The organism is Occallatibacter sp. (genome assembly GCF_036502485.1).
GTDB lineage: Bacteria > Acidobacteriota > Terriglobia > Terriglobales > Acidobacteriaceae > Telmatobacter.
In genome coordinates this window covers 1-17637 of sequence record NZ_DASXYM010000015.1, presented here as the reverse complement: position 1 = coordinate 17637, position 17637 = coordinate 1, and the positions used below count along the sequence as shown (strand labels likewise).

General features: G+C 63.6%; 14 protein-coding genes. 9 read left to right on the top strand and 5 right to left on the bottom strand.

Going from position 1 to position 17637, the window contains the following annotated elements:
• Positions 1–764 (bottom strand): DNA primase (locus VGL22_RS02585; protein ID WP_465265316.1); only part of this gene is annotated, 764 nt, incomplete at its 3' end.
• Positions 765–1155: 391 nt separating this feature from the next.
• Between VGL22_RS02585 and VGL22_RS02580 the strand changes: the two genes are divergently transcribed.
• Both VGL22_RS02580 and VGL22_RS02575 read left to right on the top strand, forming a co-directional pair.
• The gene (locus VGL22_RS02580; RefSeq protein WP_465265315.1) at positions 1156–2475 is read left to right on the top strand and encodes an Hsp70 family protein; all 1320 of its coding nucleotides are present in this window, start codon (positions 1156–1158) and stop codon (positions 2473–2475) included.
• A gap of 1433 nt (positions 2476–3908) precedes the next feature.
• On the top strand, positions 3909–5546 hold the full coding sequence (locus VGL22_RS02575; RefSeq protein ID WP_465265314.1) for an inorganic phosphate transporter: 1638 nt from the start codon (positions 3909–3911) through the stop codon (positions 5544–5546).
• Between the two features lie 78 nt (positions 5547–5624).
• Here the strand turns inward: VGL22_RS02575 and VGL22_RS02570 are convergent, their stop codons facing one another.
• Together VGL22_RS02570 and VGL22_RS02565 are read right to left on the bottom strand one after the other, a co-directional pair.
• The gene (locus VGL22_RS02570) at positions 5625–5999 is read right to left on the bottom strand and encodes a hypothetical protein (RefSeq protein WP_465265313.1); all 375 of its coding nucleotides are present in this window, start codon (positions 5997–5999) and stop codon (positions 5625–5627) included.
• A 99-nt stretch (positions 6000–6098) separates the two neighbouring features.
• Positions 6099–6755, bottom strand: coding sequence for a hypothetical protein (locus VGL22_RS02565; RefSeq protein ID WP_465265312.1), 657 nt, complete (start codon positions 6753–6755; stop codon positions 6099–6101).
• A 274-nt stretch (positions 6756–7029) separates the two neighbouring features.
• On the opposite strand from VGL22_RS02565, the gene scpB reads away from it, so the two are divergent.
• From scpB to msrA, 4 genes are all read left to right on the top strand, one after another.
• The gene (gene scpB / locus VGL22_RS02560; protein ID WP_465265311.1) at positions 7030–8457 is read left to right on the top strand and encodes an SMC-Scp complex subunit ScpB; all 1428 of its coding nucleotides are present in this window, start codon (positions 7030–7032) and stop codon (positions 8455–8457) included.
• On the top strand, positions 8423–11032 hold the full coding sequence (locus VGL22_RS02555) for a pseudouridine synthase (protein ID WP_465265310.1): 2610 nt from the start codon (positions 8423–8425) through the stop codon (positions 11030–11032). The genes scpB and VGL22_RS02555 overlap by 35 nt, the downstream gene beginning before the upstream one ends.
• Before the next feature lie 225 nt (positions 11033–11257).
• Positions 11258–12115: an SDR family oxidoreductase gene (locus VGL22_RS02550; RefSeq protein ID WP_465265309.1), complete on the top strand. Its 858-nt coding sequence runs from the start codon at positions 11258–11260 to the stop codon at positions 12113–12115.
• Positions 12116–12195: 80 nt separating this feature from the next.
• Entirely contained in the window at positions 12196–12675 is a 480-nt protein-coding gene (gene msrA / locus VGL22_RS02545) for a peptide-methionine (S)-S-oxide reductase MsrA (RefSeq protein WP_465265308.1), read from the top strand.
• Between the two features lie 68 nt (positions 12676–12743).
• On the opposite strand, the gene VGL22_RS02540 is transcribed toward msrA, so the two are convergent.
• Complete coding sequence (locus VGL22_RS02540; protein ID WP_465265307.1) at positions 12744–13958, bottom strand: carboxypeptidase-like regulatory domain-containing protein; 1215 nt, start codon at positions 13956–13958, stop codon at positions 12744–12746.
• 144 nt (positions 13959–14102) lie between these two features.
• On the opposite strand from VGL22_RS02540, the gene hpnI reads away from it, so the two are divergent.
• The 3 genes from hpnI (at position 14103) to VGL22_RS02525 (ending at position 17311) form a co-directional block, all read left to right on the top strand.
• Positions 14103–15311: a bacteriohopanetetrol glucosamine biosynthesis glycosyltransferase HpnI gene (hpnI, locus tag VGL22_RS02535; RefSeq protein ID WP_465265306.1), complete on the top strand. Its 1209-nt coding sequence runs from the start codon at positions 14103–14105 to the stop codon at positions 15309–15311.
• A gap of 153 nt (positions 15312–15464) precedes the next feature.
• Entirely contained in the window at positions 15465–16121 is a 657-nt protein-coding gene (locus VGL22_RS02530) for a TonB family protein (protein ID WP_465265305.1), read from the top strand.
• 101 nt (positions 16122–16222) lie between these two features.
• On the top strand, positions 16223–17311 hold the full coding sequence (locus VGL22_RS02525; RefSeq protein WP_465265304.1) for a Rieske 2Fe-2S domain-containing protein: 1089 nt from the start codon (positions 16223–16225) through the stop codon (positions 17309–17311).
• 128 nt (positions 17312–17439) lie between these two features.
• On the opposite strand, the gene VGL22_RS02520 is transcribed toward VGL22_RS02525, so the two are convergent.
• On the bottom strand, positions 17440–17637 hold a 198-nt coding region (locus VGL22_RS02520), incomplete at its 5' end, for a hypothetical protein (protein ID WP_465265303.1).

Here is a 17637-nt window from a genome sequence, read left to right as displayed (position 1 = left end):
GCCTTGTCCAGGTTGAACAGGACTTGCCCTTTGGTATAAAGCGGCGTCTCCGGCGAATTGATGTACTTCGCCCCCGCCTTCTCCCCCGTCTCCAGCGTCCGCGCCGTAAACGCAATCACCCGCCCGCTCTCATTGCAGATGGGGAACATCACCCGCTTGCGGAACCGGTCGTACAGCGGACTGACCGTCCCGTCTTCGTGTTCCTTCTGCGAGAACAGCCCTGAAGCCCGCAGCGCCTCCGCATCGGCCATCCCGCTCAGCCGGTCCCGCAGCGCACTAAAGCTGTCCGGCGAGTAGCCAATCCTGAACGCCTTCATCCCCTGCTCATTCAGACCGCGCCCCGCCAGGTACTCCCGCGCCACCGCTCCCTCGGGCCCGCGCAACTGCTCCTCGAAATACGCCGCCGCCTCTTCGTGCAGGTCCAGCAGCTTGCGGCGCAGCCGCGCCTCCGCAGCCTCTTCCGGCGACGAGTACTCCTTCTTGGGCAGCGCAATCCCGCACTTCCCCGCCACAATCCGCACCGCCTCCGGGAAGCTCACATTCTCGATCTTCACCACGAAACTGAACACATCCCCAGACACCCCGCACCCAAAGCAGTGATAAAACTGCCGCACCGCGTGCACGCTGAACGACGGCGACTTCTCCTTGTGGAATGGGCACAGCCCCGACCAGTTCACCGCCCCCGCCTTGCGCAGCCGCATGTACTGCTCGATCACCTTCACGATGTCGGCCTGCTGCTTCACGATCTGGGCAAAATCAGTCACAGGAACGTGACTCCAGCATACCGGCCGCCCGCCCTTCCAACTCACAATGGAGGCATCCCCATTCCCACCGTCGGCCCGCCGCGCCCCGTGTGAGCCCATCACCCCAACAACCCTCACCCCCCCCTCCTGATTCGCGTTACCCTGTCCGTGCGTACCCTGCAACAGCATCCAGCCTCAACGCACCCGCTCCCATGTAACCGTGCCCCGGTACGCGCGTAAGTAGAAGCAGGGAGGCAGGATGAAACGGCGCATCCTCGTGATCGCAACGGCAGCCGCGGTCCTCATCGCGGCACGCGAGCCACAGGAGAAGCCACCCAAGCTCGTTCCAGCGAAGAATGCCGAGCGAAGCTCGCGCTGCCCACACCGCAGGCGCCCTGCGACATAATGGGCAATGCGCTCAAGCGAGCCCCACATCGGCATCGACTTCGGCACCACCAACTCCGCCGTCGCCCTCTACCGCCCCGGCCAGCCCGTCGAACTCGCCCGCTTCTCCTTCCGCGGCGAACAAAGCCCCGCCTGCCGCTCCGTCCTCTATTTCGAGCAGCACAAATCCCCCGCCGGCCTCCGCCGCGTCCACGGCTACTCCGGACCCGAGGCCATCGAGCGCTACCTGGACGCCGATGAAAAAGGCCGCCTCATCCAGTCCCTCAAGTCCCACCTGCCCAGCCGCTCCCTCACCAGCACGGAGGTCTTTGGCCGCCGCCATCGCGTTGAAGAGCTCGTCGCCCGCATCGTCGCCGACCTGCGCAAGCAAGCCGAATCCCAGTTCGGCCTCCCCATCCGCAGCGCCACGGTCGGCCGCCCCGTCCGCTTCGTCGGCTCTGAATCCTTTGAGGACGACGACTTCGCCGTCTCCCGCCTTCGCGAAGCCTTCCTCACCGCCGGTTTCGAGCACATCGACTTCGAACTCGAACCCATCGGCGCCGCCTTCGCCTACCAGGCCACCCTCCAGCACGACGAGCTCATCCTCATCGGCGACTTCGGCGGCGGCACCTCGGACTTCTCCCTCCTCCGCGTCGGCCCTGATATCCGCGCCCGCGGCCGCCGCCCTGAAGATTTATTGGGCAACAGCGGCGTAGGCCTCGCCGGCGACGCCTTCGATGCCCGCATCGTCCGCAAGCTCGTCTCACCGGCTCTCGGGTCAAACTCTGAAGCCCGCTCCCTCAACAAGATCCTCCCCGCCGTCCCCGCCTGGATCTACGCCAACCTCGAACGCTGGCATTACCTCTCTTTCCTGCGCACCAACAACGTCCGCGAGATCCTCAAAAGCGCCCACGCCCGCGCCCTCGAACCCGAAAAGATCGAAGCCCTCATCACCGTCATCGAGGGCGACCTCGGTTACCAGCTCCACCAGGCCGTCCAGCAGGTCAAATTCGAGCTGTCGCGCAGCGACCGCACCCAGTTCCACTTCTGCGACGGCACCGCCCACGCCCACACCATTGATTTGAGAATCCCCGTCACCCGCGCCCAGTTCGAATCCTGGATCGCCGACGACCTCGCCACCATCGAACACGCCGTTGACGCCCTCCTCAAGAGCGCCAACGTCCAGCCGCACGAAGTCGACCGCGTCTTCCTCACCGGCGGCACCTCCTTCGTCCCCGCCGTAAGAAACATCTTCACCACCCGCTTCACCCAGGCCAAACTCCGCGGCGGCAACGAATTCACCTCCGTAGCCCAGGGCCTGGCCCTCCGCGCCGCCAGCGCTCCATAGCTTTTGCTCCTCTTGCCGTAGCTTTTGCTCCTCTAGCTGTAGCTTTTGCTTCTCTTGCTGTAGCTTTTGCTTTTGCTCCTCTTTTGCTCCTCTTGCTGTAGTTTTTGCTTTTGCTCCTCTTGCTGTCATTCCGGCAGGGAATCTGCTTCTCCCCACAGCCGCACCGCCCCTGTCATCCCGAGCGCAGCGCAGCGGAGTCGAGGGACCTGCGGTTGCATTTCCCCTCACCCCCACAACGACCAACACGAATCAGGCTGCCCTGTAGCGATGACGAGACCGTCAGGTCGATCCGGTTTTGGCGAAAAGCCACAACAGTACATCGTTGCCGTGGATCGCTTTCCACCATTCTCCCCACGGCCGCACCGCCCCTGTCATCCCGAGCGCAGCGCAGCGGAGTCGAGGGACCTGCGGTTGCATTTCACCTCACCCCGACAACGACCCACACGAATCAGGCTGCCCTGTAACAGGGCACGACTTCAGTCGTGCCGATGAATGCTGCTGCAAAACACCTGGGCTTTAGCCGCTGCCACGTCTGGCGAGACCACAAGCTCCCTGCCCTCGGCGCGATCTTCGGCCGCCGCCGTCCAACCCATCTTGAAGCCCATTTCGGCGACCCATAATCCCCACCCCCCCACCCCCCCAGACCATCTGGTCCCTGGTCCCTGCCCTCTCACGTGACCGCCGACACAGCCACCGCCGCCAACTCCCGTCATAATCACTGCTCGCTCCACAGCCCAGCCATGTATCTCCAGATCCAACCCGCGACCCCCCCACCCCCCCGCCCGTGTCGGCGCGTTTCACCCTCATCCGGCGAATTTCCACAAATGTTAACTGGAACATTACTGAGTGCACTTTTTTTGACTTTCCGCCTCGCGAGAACGTCAACTACATGAAAAATATGTACTTAGGTAGATTCTGTATGTGATCCGGCTCACATATTTGAGGTCGTCCGGCCCAGGATTTACGCTCCTACCCACCGGAATTCGCAAAAGCTGCTATCCGCGCCAATTAACCAATGAGTAACTCCCACCCCCCTCCCTTTTTTGCTCAGCCCGTCGAAACCCTGCTTTTTACCCCGCTCGTAGACTTAATTTTTCCCGCCGGGCGGCCTGCCGGGCGCCCCCCGGAATGTCTCTGCACCCCAATGGTTTGCGCCCGATGGCTGAGCTTCTGGCCGCTCCAACCCTCCGGCAAGACCGGCAAACCTTTCCCTCAGCCGTCCATATCCCGTGTAGAATGAATGCATGGGTTTCCGAATGACCGGGACCCGGAAGCAAACAGCCCCGTTCCATCGGCTGTTGGATCTTTATGGACGCCTTCTTTTCTGGCCCTCGCTGCCCTTCCAGCCGTTCTTCTCATCTGCATTTCCTTTCCATCTCCCACAATTCCAAGCAGCATAACTGTGCGCCTCACCGTACGTTCGGAGCGCTCTAATGGCTGATTTTGTAACCCTCTCTCCATCACTGCGCCCAAACTCCGCTTCACGAGGGCCAGCTCTTCTTGATGGCAAGCTGAAACCCAAATCCAGTCGCCGCGCTTTGGCGGTATTCGCAGTCGCTGTCTTCGCCGGGCTCTTCTACATCGTGCTGCACGTCTCCCGCGACCTCGATGCCGTCAAGACCGTGAGTTCGTGGCCCTACATGCTGCTGGGCCTGGCGCTGCTCATCGCGCTCGGGTTCGAGTTCGTCAACGGATTCCACGACACCGCCAACGCCGTCGCCACCGTCATCTACACCAACTCCCTGGAACCAAGCTTCGCCGTGGTTCTCTCCGGCTTCTGCAACCTTGCCGGCGTCCTGTTTTCGAGCGGCGCGGTCGCCTATGCCATCATCGCCCTGCTGCCCGTGGACCTCATCCTCCAGGTCAGCTCCGGGGCCGGCTTTGCCATGGTCTTCGCGCTGCTGATCGCCGCCATCCTCTGGAACCTGGGCACGTGGTGGCTCGGCCTGCCGGCATCGAGTTCGCATACCATGGTGGGCTCCATCATCGGCGTCGGAATCGCCAATCAACTGCTCAATCCGCAGACCGGTACCTCCGGTGTGGACTGGGATCAGGCCAAAAAAGTTCTGGAATCGCTGCTGATCTCCCCGGTGATTGGCTTCACCCTGGCGGGCCTCCTCCTGCTGCTCTCCAAATGGCTGGTAAAGCACCCCTCCTTGTACGAGGCCCCCGTGGCCAATGAGCCGCCCCCTTTCCCAGTGCGCGCGCTCATGGTCCTCACCTGCACCGGTGTCAGCTTCTCGCACGGGCAAAATGACGGTCAGAAGGGCATGGGCCTTATCATGCTGATCCTCATCGGCACGGTACCCACCGCATACGCGTTGAATCATGCGGTGAGCCCTGCCGAAATCCAGGACTTCGTGGCTGCCTCAGAACGCGCCGCGCACATCCTGGATCAACATATCGATCCCAGCGCGCCCGTCGTGGCGGACGCCCGCGGCGAAGTGACAAGCTATATCCGCACCAAGCGCCTCAAGGCTGATACGCTGCCCGCCGTCCGCACTCTGGTCGAGGGGCTCGATCTCCAGGTCGGCCATTATCGCGAGTACAAAGCGGTCCCGGACAAGGATCAGGCAAACGTTCGCAACGATATGTACCTCGCCAGCGAGGCCCTCGGCATGATGCACAAGGCCGGGAATCCGACCTTGAACGCGGACGAGTGGGCAGCGCTGGACAACTACAAGAGCAAGGTGGACAAAGCCACCAAGTACATTCCGGACTGGGTCAAAGTGGCGGTAGCTCTGGCCCTCGGCCTGGGCACCATGGTGGGATGGAAGCGCATTGTGGTCACCGTGGGCGAGAAGATCGGCAGGGAGCACCTGACCTATGCGCAGGGCGCCGCCGCCGGCCTGGTGGCAATGGGCACCATCCTCGGAGCAACCAGCTTCGGGCTGCCGGTGAGTACCACCCATATCCTTTCCAGCGGCGTGGCCGGCACCATGGCTGCCAGCGGCAGCGGGCTCCGCTTTAAAACCATTCGCAACATCGCGGCCGGGTGGATCTTCACGCTGCCGGCTGCGGCCCTGCTTTCCGCGCTGCTTTACTGGGGTTTCCGCAGCCTGACCCGGTAGTGGAGCGGCATGAACAGCAAGAAGGGGCCGGCTTCCGCCGACCCCTTCTGATTGTTTGAACCGGAGCGCGAACCTGGCTCAGGGCCGCAGGTTGCTGCCCGGTGTGCGCGGGTCGAACTGGCCCTCAATGGTCACCGGCTCTGGCTCCAGATTCTTCGTCTTGCGGTAGACATTCCCCACCGCCAACGTCCAAAGCGGTATCAGGTCAACTCCGGGGATGAGCTTGGCGGCAAACGAGGGCAGGAACTCCCAGTGCCAGCCAAGCAGGTAGGTAAGCACGCCGGCCATGCAGAGATCCACCAGGTCGTCCACTGGCGACGCCGCGCCCTCCACAAACAGCGGAAACCCAACCATCTGCACCACATCGGCCACCATCGCCAGGGCCAGTGCCGTGCGCATGCGGACCTTCGGCGCTAGCGCCGTAAACGGTTTGCTCAACTCGATTGGCATCATGGTTCGGTCCCGCCTCCCTGTAATGAGATGAGCCGCGTGGCACCTGGAGTTGAATGGACGTACGAAACCGGTATTCGTTTCGATGATTTTGAGTTGCGGCTACACAGACAAAGCCAGTTCCGGCACCAGATCCGTCACCAGCCGCGGGCCGGGAGCCGGAACTTGGGGCGCGGGCGCCCTCACCCGAACCGCAGCGGCGGTGCTTCCGCCCTGCAAGGCGAGGAGCCGCTCTATCCGCGCCTGAGAGAAGTGCCACGCCTCCGGAAGCATTTCGATACTCCGGGCGCCGCTGCTGCTGGCCCACTCATACATCTCAAGCAGCGTGCAGCGGCCGATGCGCTGCGCTGTCTGGCGCATAGTCTCTGCGATCTCGTCGGGCGACGCCAGATACACGCGGGGCAGCTCGTGGATGGCCACACCCTCAAACTGCACCAGGCAGCATACGGTGCGCGAGCCGTAGCCGGCGCGCCACATGTCGATGGCGCTGAGGCAGTCCACGCGCATGCCGTTGGTTTCGGCCACCCGGCGGATGAAGCCATTGGTCAGCGCCCATTCGCCGTTCTCGCTGGCTTTGACCGAGACCTTCAGAAGGTTCCCGGCCTTCGTGACCACAAGGTCGTACCAGGGCTTGTCGCGCGCCGCCTGTACCAAAACGTCAAACCCGCAGCGTGCGAACTGGGCTGCGGCAATTCCTTCCGCTCCCACTGACATGGGCCAGCAGGAGGGTCTATGCGTGGGAGCGGAAAGAACGGCCATGAAAGGCTCCTTTAGATGCAATCGGCGGATGCCGCGGACGCAGGCGCGTAGGCGTCGAGCTTTGTTCGGATGCATCCGTTATCGACCCTTTTCCACAAGTTGTAAGTGATTTGAGACACATTCGCTAAAAAGAAGGATTGCAAGTTTCCTTTCGGATGCAAATCTTCGGTTTCCCGAAACAGGATGCCGCATGCAGCTTCGTTGCGGCGCGCCGGCTCCCCAACCCTCCGGCACACCGCGGGTTATTCCGTTACCATACGAAAGGACCCGCAGAATGAGCCTGAAAGCCAAGCTGGAAGCCGTAATTTATGCTGCCGAAGAGCCCGTCACTCTGGCGCAGCTCGCACAGATTTTTGCCGCCGACGCGCTGGAGTGGCAGGCCGTCCAGGCCGCCGCCGCTGCTGAAGCCAACGCCGACATGGCGGGTGAGGACCCCGCGTCGGCCGCCTCCCCCTCGCTTCTTCCTGCCGATCTTGAGATTTTGCCGGTGGCCGATACGGCTGCCATGACGGCAGAAGCCGCAGCGCAGGCCGCCTCGGCTGCCATGACCGGTTCCGTGTCTGGAGGCCAGTCCGGTCTGATTGCTGAGACTGGCGAGGCGCAAGGCGCCGCGGACCAGCCACTTGCCGTCGAGACGACCGCTGAGTTTGCACCTGAAGCGCAGGTTGACGCTGAGCCGGCCGCAGGCGCAGAGCCCGGCGACATGGAAGGAACTGGAGACGCGGTTGACCCTGAAGCTGAGGCGCGTCGCCTGGCGCGGCAGCGGGACCGTGAGATCAGGTCGATCCTGAAGCAGATCCTCGACGAGATCCTGGCCGGCTATGAAAATGACGAGCGCGGCATCGAGATTCGGGAGATCGCGGGCGGCTATCGCATGGCCACCAAGCCGGAATGCCATGACGCCGTGCGGCTGTTCGTGAAAAGCCTCAAGCCCCCGATGAAGCTGTCTCTGCCGGCGCTTGAGACGCTCGCCGTGGTGGCTTACAAGCAGCCGGCAACGGCCCCTGAAGTGAGCGAAATCCGCGGCGTGGAATCGGGCGGCGTGCTGGGCTCGCTGCTGGCTCGCAAGTTGATCGCTACCGCGGGGCGCAAGCAGGTGATCGGGCGGCCCATTCTCTATAAGACGACCAAGGAGTTCCTGCTGCGGTTTGGACTGAAGGATCTGAACGAACTTCCTTCCATGGAAGAGTTCGAGAAGATGGCCGTGGAGATCGAGGAAATGGAACCCGAGGCAGTGGCGGCGGATGCGGCGCAGGCCGCCCTGGAAGCCGCGGAAGCTGCCGAGCCCGGCGGGGAAGCCGAGGTTGCGGCGGAAGAAGCCGGCCGGCACCAGACGGGGGCCGGAGAAGCAACGGCTGAGTCGAACGCGGAATCCATCGGAAAATCCGGCCAGGAAGCCATGGAAACCCCGGCCGAGCTCGAAGGCAATTCGCCAAGCGGCCTTGAACTCGCCGAGGCCGAGACCGCTGAGGCTCCGCCTCCTCAAGAACCTGAGCAGGCAGAAGTTGAACAGGCATCAGAAGAATCCACCGAGAGCCCGACCGACGCGACGTCAGCCGAGCCTTCAATGACATCCAACGAGCAGGACGCCGGAAACTTAGCAGCGTCTGAAGCTCCGCCCGCCCAGCCGGACATCCCTGTGCCGGCAGAAAACGAGGGCAATCTCCATGCCGAGAAAGCCGAAGAAGAGCACGGAGCCTGACGCTCCGGACACGCAGGCATCTGCAGAAATCCAGAACCACCAGACGCCCGCCATTCCCGAGGGCGAATCAGACCTGCCGGCGAAGAAGACGGCCCGTAAGAAACGCGCAAAGAAGTCAGACGCTGCGGAGCCGGGAACCGGTGCAGCCGCCCAGCAGGCGGAGACCGCTGACGCCGAGCTGAAGGCACAGGCCGCCGATACATTCGACGATGCCTTCGAGGGCAACACCCCAGGCGAGGCGGCAGAGCCCGCCGACGCGCCGGAGCCGCCCAAGAAGAGCAAGAGCAAGCGAGTGAAAAAGGCGGCACTCGCGGCTGAGGCCATTGTAGAGACCCCGAAACCCGAGCCCCAGCCCGACGGCGATCCCGACGACCTGGGCGCCGATGAGGACGACGACCTCGAAGGCGACTGGGAGTCCGGCGCGGACGAAGAAGACGAAGAAGAGGAAAACCAGCAGGAAGAGGAGCCGCGACACTCTGCTCCGCGGCCTCCCGCACAGCTGGAGCGCCTGCAGAAGATCCTGGCCGCTGCCGGGATTGCCAGCCGTCGCCATGCCGAGGAACTGATCACCGAGGGCCGTGTGCAGGTGAACGGCAAGGTGGTGACGGAACTCGGCTCGAAGGCCGACGCGGGGCGCGATCACATCCGTGTGGACGGGAAGCTGCTGCACGGCGCGGAGCGCCCGCGCTATTTCGTCTTGAACAAACCGCGCGGATACGTGACCACGGTCAGCGATCCCGAGGGCCGGCCTACCGTGATGGAGTTTTTCGCGAAGATGAACGAGCGGCTGTATCCCATTGGCCGGCTCGACTATCTCAGCGAAGGCCTGCTGCTGATGACCAATGACGGCGATCTGGCTAACAAGCTGACGCGCGCCGCCTCGGGCGTAGAGAAGACCTATCTCGTCAAGGTGAGCGGGCAGCCGGATGAGAACCTGATCGACGGGCTGCGCGAGGGAGTGAGCATCGACCGCGGCCGGCCGGGCGAAGGCAGAGTCCGTACAGCGCCCGCGCGCATTAGCCAGGTGCGAGAGGGCGACAATCCCTGGTTTGAAGTCACGCTGATTGAGGGGCGCAACCGCGAACTACGCAAGATGTTCGAGGAGATCGGACACCATGTCGAGAAGATTCGGCGCGTGGGGTACGGGCCGCTGGTGCTCGATCTCGAACCTGGCCAGTCGCGTGAACTGGACCCCGAAGAGCTGAACTTGCTGCGGCTGGCTGCCGAAGGCAAGTGGAAGCCGAAGCGCCCGAAGTCCAAGACCATGCTGCCCAAAGAAGCGGGAAGAACCGTGGATCACGACGCGACAAAACGTGGCGGCAAATCGTTCAGAGACAAGCGCCGGCCGGGCTCCGGAGTGCGTTCCGGGGCTGGACGCGCGACGGGACGCGGCTCGAGGCCCGGTTCCGCGCCAGGTGCGGGTCCAGCAGCGAGGCCCAGCTCGGGGCTGGGATCAAGGCCAGCATCGAGGCCCTTCGCGAGACCAGAATCCAGACCCGAAGCGAGACCCACTGCGGAACGGGGTTCGAGTCAGGGCTTCCGCGAGCGCCCACGGACAGGTGAGCGGCCGGCCTACGGTCGGCAAGAGGACCGTGGCGGCGCCCGGCCGACCTTCCGAGAGGGGCAGGGGACTGGACGCGGCATGGAAGATCGCCGCCAGGGCGGTGACCAGACCCGCGGCCAGACCGGCGGCACCGAGAGGCGTTCGGGTATCCGACAAGGGGCAAGCGGCGGGAGCCGTGGGCAAGATCGTCCTCCCTATCGCGATCAGGGCCGCGGAACCGGCCCTCGGCGAGAGGGACGTCCGGCAGTTGGAGGCCAGGATCGCGGGCGCGGTGGTTTCTCGCGCCCTCAGGGCCAGAGTTCCGGGGCCAACCGCCCGTTCCGGAGCCGGCCGGAGTTCGGCTCCGAGCGGCCGCCGCGGCCGCCGGCTCGCTCCAGCTTCGAAGACCGGCCAGCGCGTCCCGGCGGGCTCCGCATTGAAGAAGGTGAGCCCAGGACGGGAGGCCGACCTGAAGGCAGAAGCGAGGATCGGCGTCAGGGCCGTGCACCGGCCGGCTCAGGCGGTGTTGAGGGTCGAGGTGCGGGTCGTCCCGCAGCCCGTGGCCAGGAACGAGGACAAGACCGCGGTCAGGATCGGCGCCAGGGTGCATTTCGCAGCGAGCGCCCCTCTGGCGCAGGCCGTCAGGAGCGTGGCACGGGCGGCCGTCCGCCGCGCCCATCGGCCGGCGGCGGATTCCGGCCTAGGCCGGAAGGTGGCGAAGCGCGAGGCTTTACCCAGCCGGAAGACCGCCGCCCACCGCGTCCGGCAGGCGGCACCGCTTCGCGCCCGCCCAGGTCCACCGGCGGTGCTGCAGGCGGTGGGGCGCGCTCAACTTCCGGAGGCGGCTTTGCTGCACGTGGCCGCAGCGAAGGAACCGGCGGGCAGCGTTTCCGATCCAACGATCGTGGCCGGAGCGGCTCAGGTCCACGCGCTGGCACAGGCGGGCGGGGCTCCACGGGGCCGCGCGGCGGCGCTGGCCGGGGCTCCGGAGGCCGGGGCGGTCCTGGCCGCAACAACCGCGGCGGCCGCTAAACAGCGCGATCATCTCGCTACCAGTTTTATGCACCCGCGGATAGGCGCGGGTGCATCCACGCCGGAGCGGCAAGCTGTTCTGTAAAATCGCTGTTTCTAAATCACGCAAGCGCACTCGTTTTGGCGTTCCGCTCTTTTTTAGAACGCAAAGCATCCACTGCGCGCTTCTGCGCCTCGTAGTCGTTAATAAGTCTTTTTCTGCGGGGTTGTTCAGTGCGGGTGTTAATGATCGGCGCGACGGGCCGCTTTGCCGGACACGTTCTGCCGGAGTTGATCAAGAGGGGCGTCTGGGTACGGGCTCTGGTAAGAAGCCGGGAGGCGGAACGCATTGCCCGTGACCGGGGCGCGGATGAAAGCGTTTTCGGAGACCTTGAGGATACGCGCGGGCTGATTTCGGCGGCCGTCGGTGCGGACGCGGTGTTTCATATTGGCCCGGCGTTCCATCCACGCGAGTCGGCTATGGGCGTGACGATGGTGAACGCGGCCAAGGCAGCCGGCGTGCGAAAATTCGTCTATTCGGCAGTGATCCATCCGTCGCTTTCCAGGCTGACTAACCACGTGGCCAAGCGGCCGGTCGAGGAAGCGCTCTACGAGTCGGGCATGACCTTCGCAGTGCTGCAGCCGGCCAGCTTCATGCAGAATATTGAGCTGGAGTGGCGGCGGATTGTGGAGACCGGCTTGTACGCGCTGCCCTATTCGCAGAGAGCTAAAGTCTGCTATGTGGACTACCGCGATGTCGCGGAAGCGGCGGCGCTGGCATTCGTGACGGATCGCCTCGATAACGGCACATTTGAACTGAGCGCTCCGGGCATGTACAACCGCATGCACGTGGCCGGTATGATGAGCGACGCTCTGGGCAGGCGGATTGAAGCTGCATCGATCGACTTCGATGAGTGGGCTGACGGCGCCAGCTTGCCGGAAGGGTCGCGGCGCCGCGGCATGCAGAGGCTTTATGCCAACTACGACCAGTATGGCTTTCATGGCGGTAATGGGTTGGTTCTGCGGTCGGTGCTTGGCCGCGAGCCGCGGTCGCTGCGCCAGTTCTTCTGGGAATTGGCGAGCCGTGCTCAGATCGCTGCATGACTTCGCCGCCTGCGCATCCCGGGGGCCTTCGCGAGAAGCGAAATGTTGACCAATCCGCGGGGCCGTGCATCCTTTAAATCATGAGTATCGAAAAAGCGACATTTGGGGCGGGATGCTTCTGGGGCGTCGAGGCGCAGTTCGCCACCATGCCTGGAGTCACAGCGACCGCGGTGGGCTACGAGGGCGGCAAGCTCAACAATCCAACCTATAAGGACGTGTGCACCGATCAGACCGGTCACGCGGAGGTGGTGGAGCTCGACTTCGACAATGAGAAGATCACCTTTGTGCAGTTGCTGGACGCGTTCTTTGACCTGCACGACCCCACCACGATGAATCGCCAGGGACCCGACTGGGGCGCACAGTATCGGTCGGCGGTCTTCTTCCACTCGCCCGAGCAAGAGCAGCAGGCGCGAGCCAAGATCGAACAGCTTACGAACGAGGGTCGGTTCAAGCCGAAGCGAATAGTGACTCAGGTGGTGCCGGCGGAGACCTTCTGGCGAGCGGAGGAATATCACCAGCGCTATCTGGAGAAGCGCGGCCAGGCGAGCTGCCATATCTAACCAGTTTTCAGTTCACAGTTGTCAGTCTTCAGCCTCCGGTCGTTCCGTGGCCGGGCCGGGGCGTGGCGCTATCGAAGAGCGGGCTGGGCGGATTGCGCTGGCGGGTCAGGGGCGGAGATGCTGATTCCGGTCAGCTCGCCGGCCACGTGCAGCGGCTGCTCGGCCGTGCCGTAGCTGCGCAGGAGCTTCGGTTCCGTGTGCGTTGGCGGCCATGCGTTGGGGTAGTTGTTCGGAACCTCGAGGTAATCGTTGTCGACGCCCTCGGCGCGCAGAATGTAATCGCCTTCCGGGACGAACGCGAAGGTGAAGGTGTTGTCGTCTTTGGACACGGACGCGTGTCCAGCCTCGGACCGGTCGTCAGCATTCAACAGAGAGAGTTTCCCTCCATTCAGGATGTGACCGTCGTGAGCGCCAACAATGCTGCCGCGGACGGTGTGCAGCCTGGTGAGAGGAATCTCCAGGTCTTGCCCACCGAACTCCTCGCCCGCGGTCACCGCAATGGGCTTCGCGTCTTTCTGCCGTGCGCTGCCTCCGGAGTAGAACGAGAGTGAGTAGATGGGCCACGTGCCCACGCTGGTGCCGTTTGTCTCGTTCACGTTGTAATACATGCCCTGGATGCTGAGGGTAGCCTCAAGCAGGTATTCGCCGGCCGGCAGGCCGCTGATCCGGTAATGGCCCTGATCATCACTTCCGGCGGAGTAGGATTGGCTGGCGACGGGACTCGAGGGAAGCTTGGTCCAACCGCCTTTTGTGCGGACCAGTATGGAGACCCGAACGCCTGCGGCGGGGCCGCCGTCGTCATAGAGGATTGTGCCGCTCACGGCGGCGCCCCGCTCCATGCTGACGTTGACCGCGACGGGCAGGTTGGACTGGACCGTAATGCGTGGAGCGGTCATGAGCGGCTTCTTCGGCTGGCGTGCGTCCGGAGTGGCGCGGCCAGCAGGTGGAGCGTAGATCGAAGCGAGTGCGGAGACGTAGCCCTGCTGCATGGCCAGGACGTAGTACACGCCGGGCTCGACGTGCTGAATGTTGAAGCTGCCGTCGAGCAGCGTCTGGGTCATTTCGCCGTGGGAGGATATGTGCTGGTCCTCACCGGGATGTATGGCATCGATCTGCTCGGCTGGCTGCAGAATGACGCTGGCCATCCGCGCCGGAGTGTTGGTGTCGGCACAGTAGACGTGGCCGGAGACCGTTGAGCCCGAGGGACGGCCAGCCCGCTTCTGCTGGGCAAGAGAGAGGGCAGCGGCAACGCACAAGAAGACCAGAACGAGCGGGGACTTCATGCATGACAGGTTGCGCGGGCGGGCTCCCTTTCGCCGTGACGGCGGACACAACAAGCGAGTTCGCAGTTCTCAGCTCTCAGCAGCCAAAAGCGTCGCTCGGCCAGCACCGAAAACTCAGAACTGAAACTGTAAACTGTTCTTGGTATGCCGCACGCTTTGGCACAGGCCGTGGAGCTGGTAACCACGGTGCTCGCCGTGGCGGGCATGGGCTATTTCATTGCGGCCCTGCTGGCGGCCTTTGTATTTCTCGGCAAGCGCAGGGCGCCGGTGCCGGGGTTCGCGCCGGGAGTGACGATTCTCAAGTCGCTCAAGGGGCTGGATCCGGCGATGCTGGAAGCTTTTCGTAGCCACTGCCGCCAGGACTATGCAGGCGAGTACGAGCTGCTGTTCGGTGTGTCCGCGCCTGACGATCCCGCAGTTTCTGCTGTGGTCGAACTGCAGCGAGAGTTTCCCGAGAGGCCGATCCGGCTGGTTGTTTGCCCGGAGCGGCTGGGCACCAACGGCAAGGTGAGCACGCTGGCGCAGCTGATTCCGCATGCGCGCCACGGCTATTTGCTGATCAATGATTCCGATATCACGGTGTCGCCGCGGTATCTCACGCGGGTGATGGCGGAGATGCAGGGCCCGGACATACAGGGATACAGGGACAGTGGGACAAAGGGACAGAGACCTGTTGGGCTGGTGACGGCGCTTTATCGGGGCCGGCCGCATGGGTCGCTGTGGTCGCGGCTGGAGGCGCTGGGGATCGCGACGGACTTTCAGCCCAGCGTGCTGCTGGCGCGGTGGATCGAAGGCGGGCTGCGGTATGGGCTGGGGTCGACCCTGGCGGTGAGTCGCGAGGCGCTTGCGGCGATGGGCGGGATTGAGACTCTGGTGGACCACCTTGCCGATGACTACGAGTTGGGCGCGCGTATTTACGGTGCAGGCTACGCGATTGCCATCAGCCACGAAGTGGTGGAAACCAGCGTGCCCGACTACAACTGGCGCGGCTTCTTCGATCACCAGGTGCGCTGGTACCGCACGGTGCGCGATGCGCGGCCTGCCGGCTATGTCGGACTGGTGTTCACGCACGGGCTGGGCTGGGCCCTGTTGAACGTGGTGGCGAGCGGGGCGAGCTTCGTGAGCATCTGGCTGTTGGCGATGAGCTTTTTTCTGCGCCTGGCGATGGCGATGGCGGTGGCGGCGAATGTGCTGGGCGATCATGACGTGCTGCCGAACCTTTGGCTGCTGCCGCTCCGCGATGTGGTGGCGATGGGCACATGGGTGGCCGGGTTTGCGGGGAACACGATTGTGTGGCGCGGCGAGAGGTTTGAAGTGAAGGACGGAAAACTGAATGTTGCCGGGCGTTCTTGACGCGCGGTCAGAATCGCGGGAATATAGTTCACCTGCTGCGGCTTCCCGAAACACCTTGAATTGAGTCTGAGCAGCATGAACCAACCCACCCCGGCGGCAAAGGCGCCGCGAGGAGGGGGCACCCGAAGTAAGGTGCAGTGCACGAGGAGGCGAATGGAAAACCCTACAACCCGCACGCGGCCCGCTGTCGTTGTCTCTGTGGGATTGCATGCGGCGCTGCTTTCGCTGCTGCTGGTGGGCGGGGCGCGCATGCACCAGGTCCGCGCGGTGCCGCCGGCGAAGGCCGCCTATCTGGCGATGCTGCAGGTAGCGGGCGGGGCGCGCCGGGTTTCGATTCCGTCGTTCGAGGCGCCCAACACGAGCAAGGCCGAGAAGCCGCAGCATGTGAAAGAAGCCGAGCAGAAGATCACGAATCCCACCAGGCCGGCGCACAAGGAGAAGGAGACGCCCTCGGCGCTTCCTCAGGACAGCACCGGTAAGGGGACCGGCACCGCGGTGGCCGGCAACGGCGCCGATGCGCAGGATGCCACGCCGGCGTTTCCGGTGTTCAGCCCCAAGCCGCCCGTCAGGGACCGCGGGCTGCTGCCCGCAGCGGAGCAACACATCGTGGTGGACGTGAATGTGAGCGAGACCGGCGATGTGACGGGGCTGACGCTGGTGAAGGGCATGGGCAACGGGCTGGATCAGATCGTGCTGGACACGGTGAAGACCTGGCGGTTCCATCCGGCCACGGTGAATGGAAGCCCAGTGGCGAGCGAGGCGGAGCTGATCTTCCCGTTCAATTTGAGTTATCCGGTGGGGCGGGGATGAGCTAGCCAGTCAGCGCCCGCGGCGCAGAAGTCAGGGAGTCAGCGGCGGAGTAGTCGTGCGATTCGCGTGGGGGCGAGCCGGAATGCTATGGTGAGTCCCAAATGCCGTTTGTGACCACCACGGAAGCGGGCGTGCCCATTCAGGGGCCGAGCGCCACGCTGATTTATGACGACTGGTATCCTGCGCTGCGCACCGACACGCTCGAGAAGGGCAAGCTTTCCACGGCCATGCTGCTGGACATTCCGCTGGTGCTGGGGCGGCGCAAGGATGGGCGTGTCTTTGCCATGCGCGACAGTTGTCCGCACCGCGGCATTCCACTGAGTGTGGGCTGGTTCGATGGCAACCGCGTGACGTGCCGCTATCACGGATGGGAGTTCGAGCCGTGCGGCGGGCGCTGCGAGCTGATCCCTTCTCTCTCATCGCACGACAAGCTGGATGCGACGCGCATCTTTGCGACCGCTTACCCTTGCGAGGAGCGCGACGGGCACGCGTGGGTGTATGTTCCCGGTGCGGGGCGCAAACGGACGGAGGCTGATCATCCTGTCCCGGAGCTGGCGAAGTTCGGGGCGCGGTATCGCAGCGCGCATCTGCGTGCCGATCTGCCCTGCAATGTGGATCACGGGATTATCGGCCTGATGGATCCGGCGCACGGGCCGTTTGTGCACCAGGCGTGGTGGTGGCGATCGCGGGCCAGCATTCGCGAGAAGACGAAGAAGTTTGAGCCGATTCCGGAAGGGTTCCGGATGAGCGCGCATGCGCCCAGCGGCAACTCCGCGCCGTACAAGCTGCTGGGTGTGTACGGGCAGCCGGTGGAGACGACGATCGACTTTGTGCTGCCCAATCGGCGTACCGAGACGATTCGCTGCGGGGAGAAGTGGTTCTCGTCGCTCACCACGGTGACGCCCGTGACGAGCTCAACCTGCCGCATCGATGTGATTGCTGCATGGAACGTGTTCTATCACGTGCCATTTGTCACGCCGATTGCGAAGTTCTTCGGAGCGAAGTTCGTGAGGCAGGACCAGGTGACGATGATTCAGCAGGCGGAGGGTTTGAAGCACAATCCCAGCCTGATGTTGATCGATGATGCGGACAAGCCGGCGAAGTGGTACTTCGCGTTGAAGCAGGCGCGGCTGGAGGGAACCGGCAAGCATCCGATGGAGGGGCCGGTGGAGCTGCATTGGCGGAGCTAGGCTGTTTGTGGCGGCAGGTGGGCGGGCCCACCCATGTTTACTATTTAGTAACCTAACCTCTGAATCGAATTCGGCAACTTTATTTTGTTTCGTTCCGGATAGCAGTATGGATCAGGGATTCTACAGATTCATGAAGCGGATTTTCTTTGCAAGTTATTGAATTTATTAGAAAGCTCGGTTTTCTTGTCAAGCCCCTCTGTGGAAAACTTTTTGCGGAAATTGGTTAATTTTCTGGTTAACTTGCGGCGCCGATTGGAGGGATCCGGTGAAGCGTTCGCAGAAGCACGCAGATCTTCGGCAGAAGAGCACAGACCTATAGTGCGGCC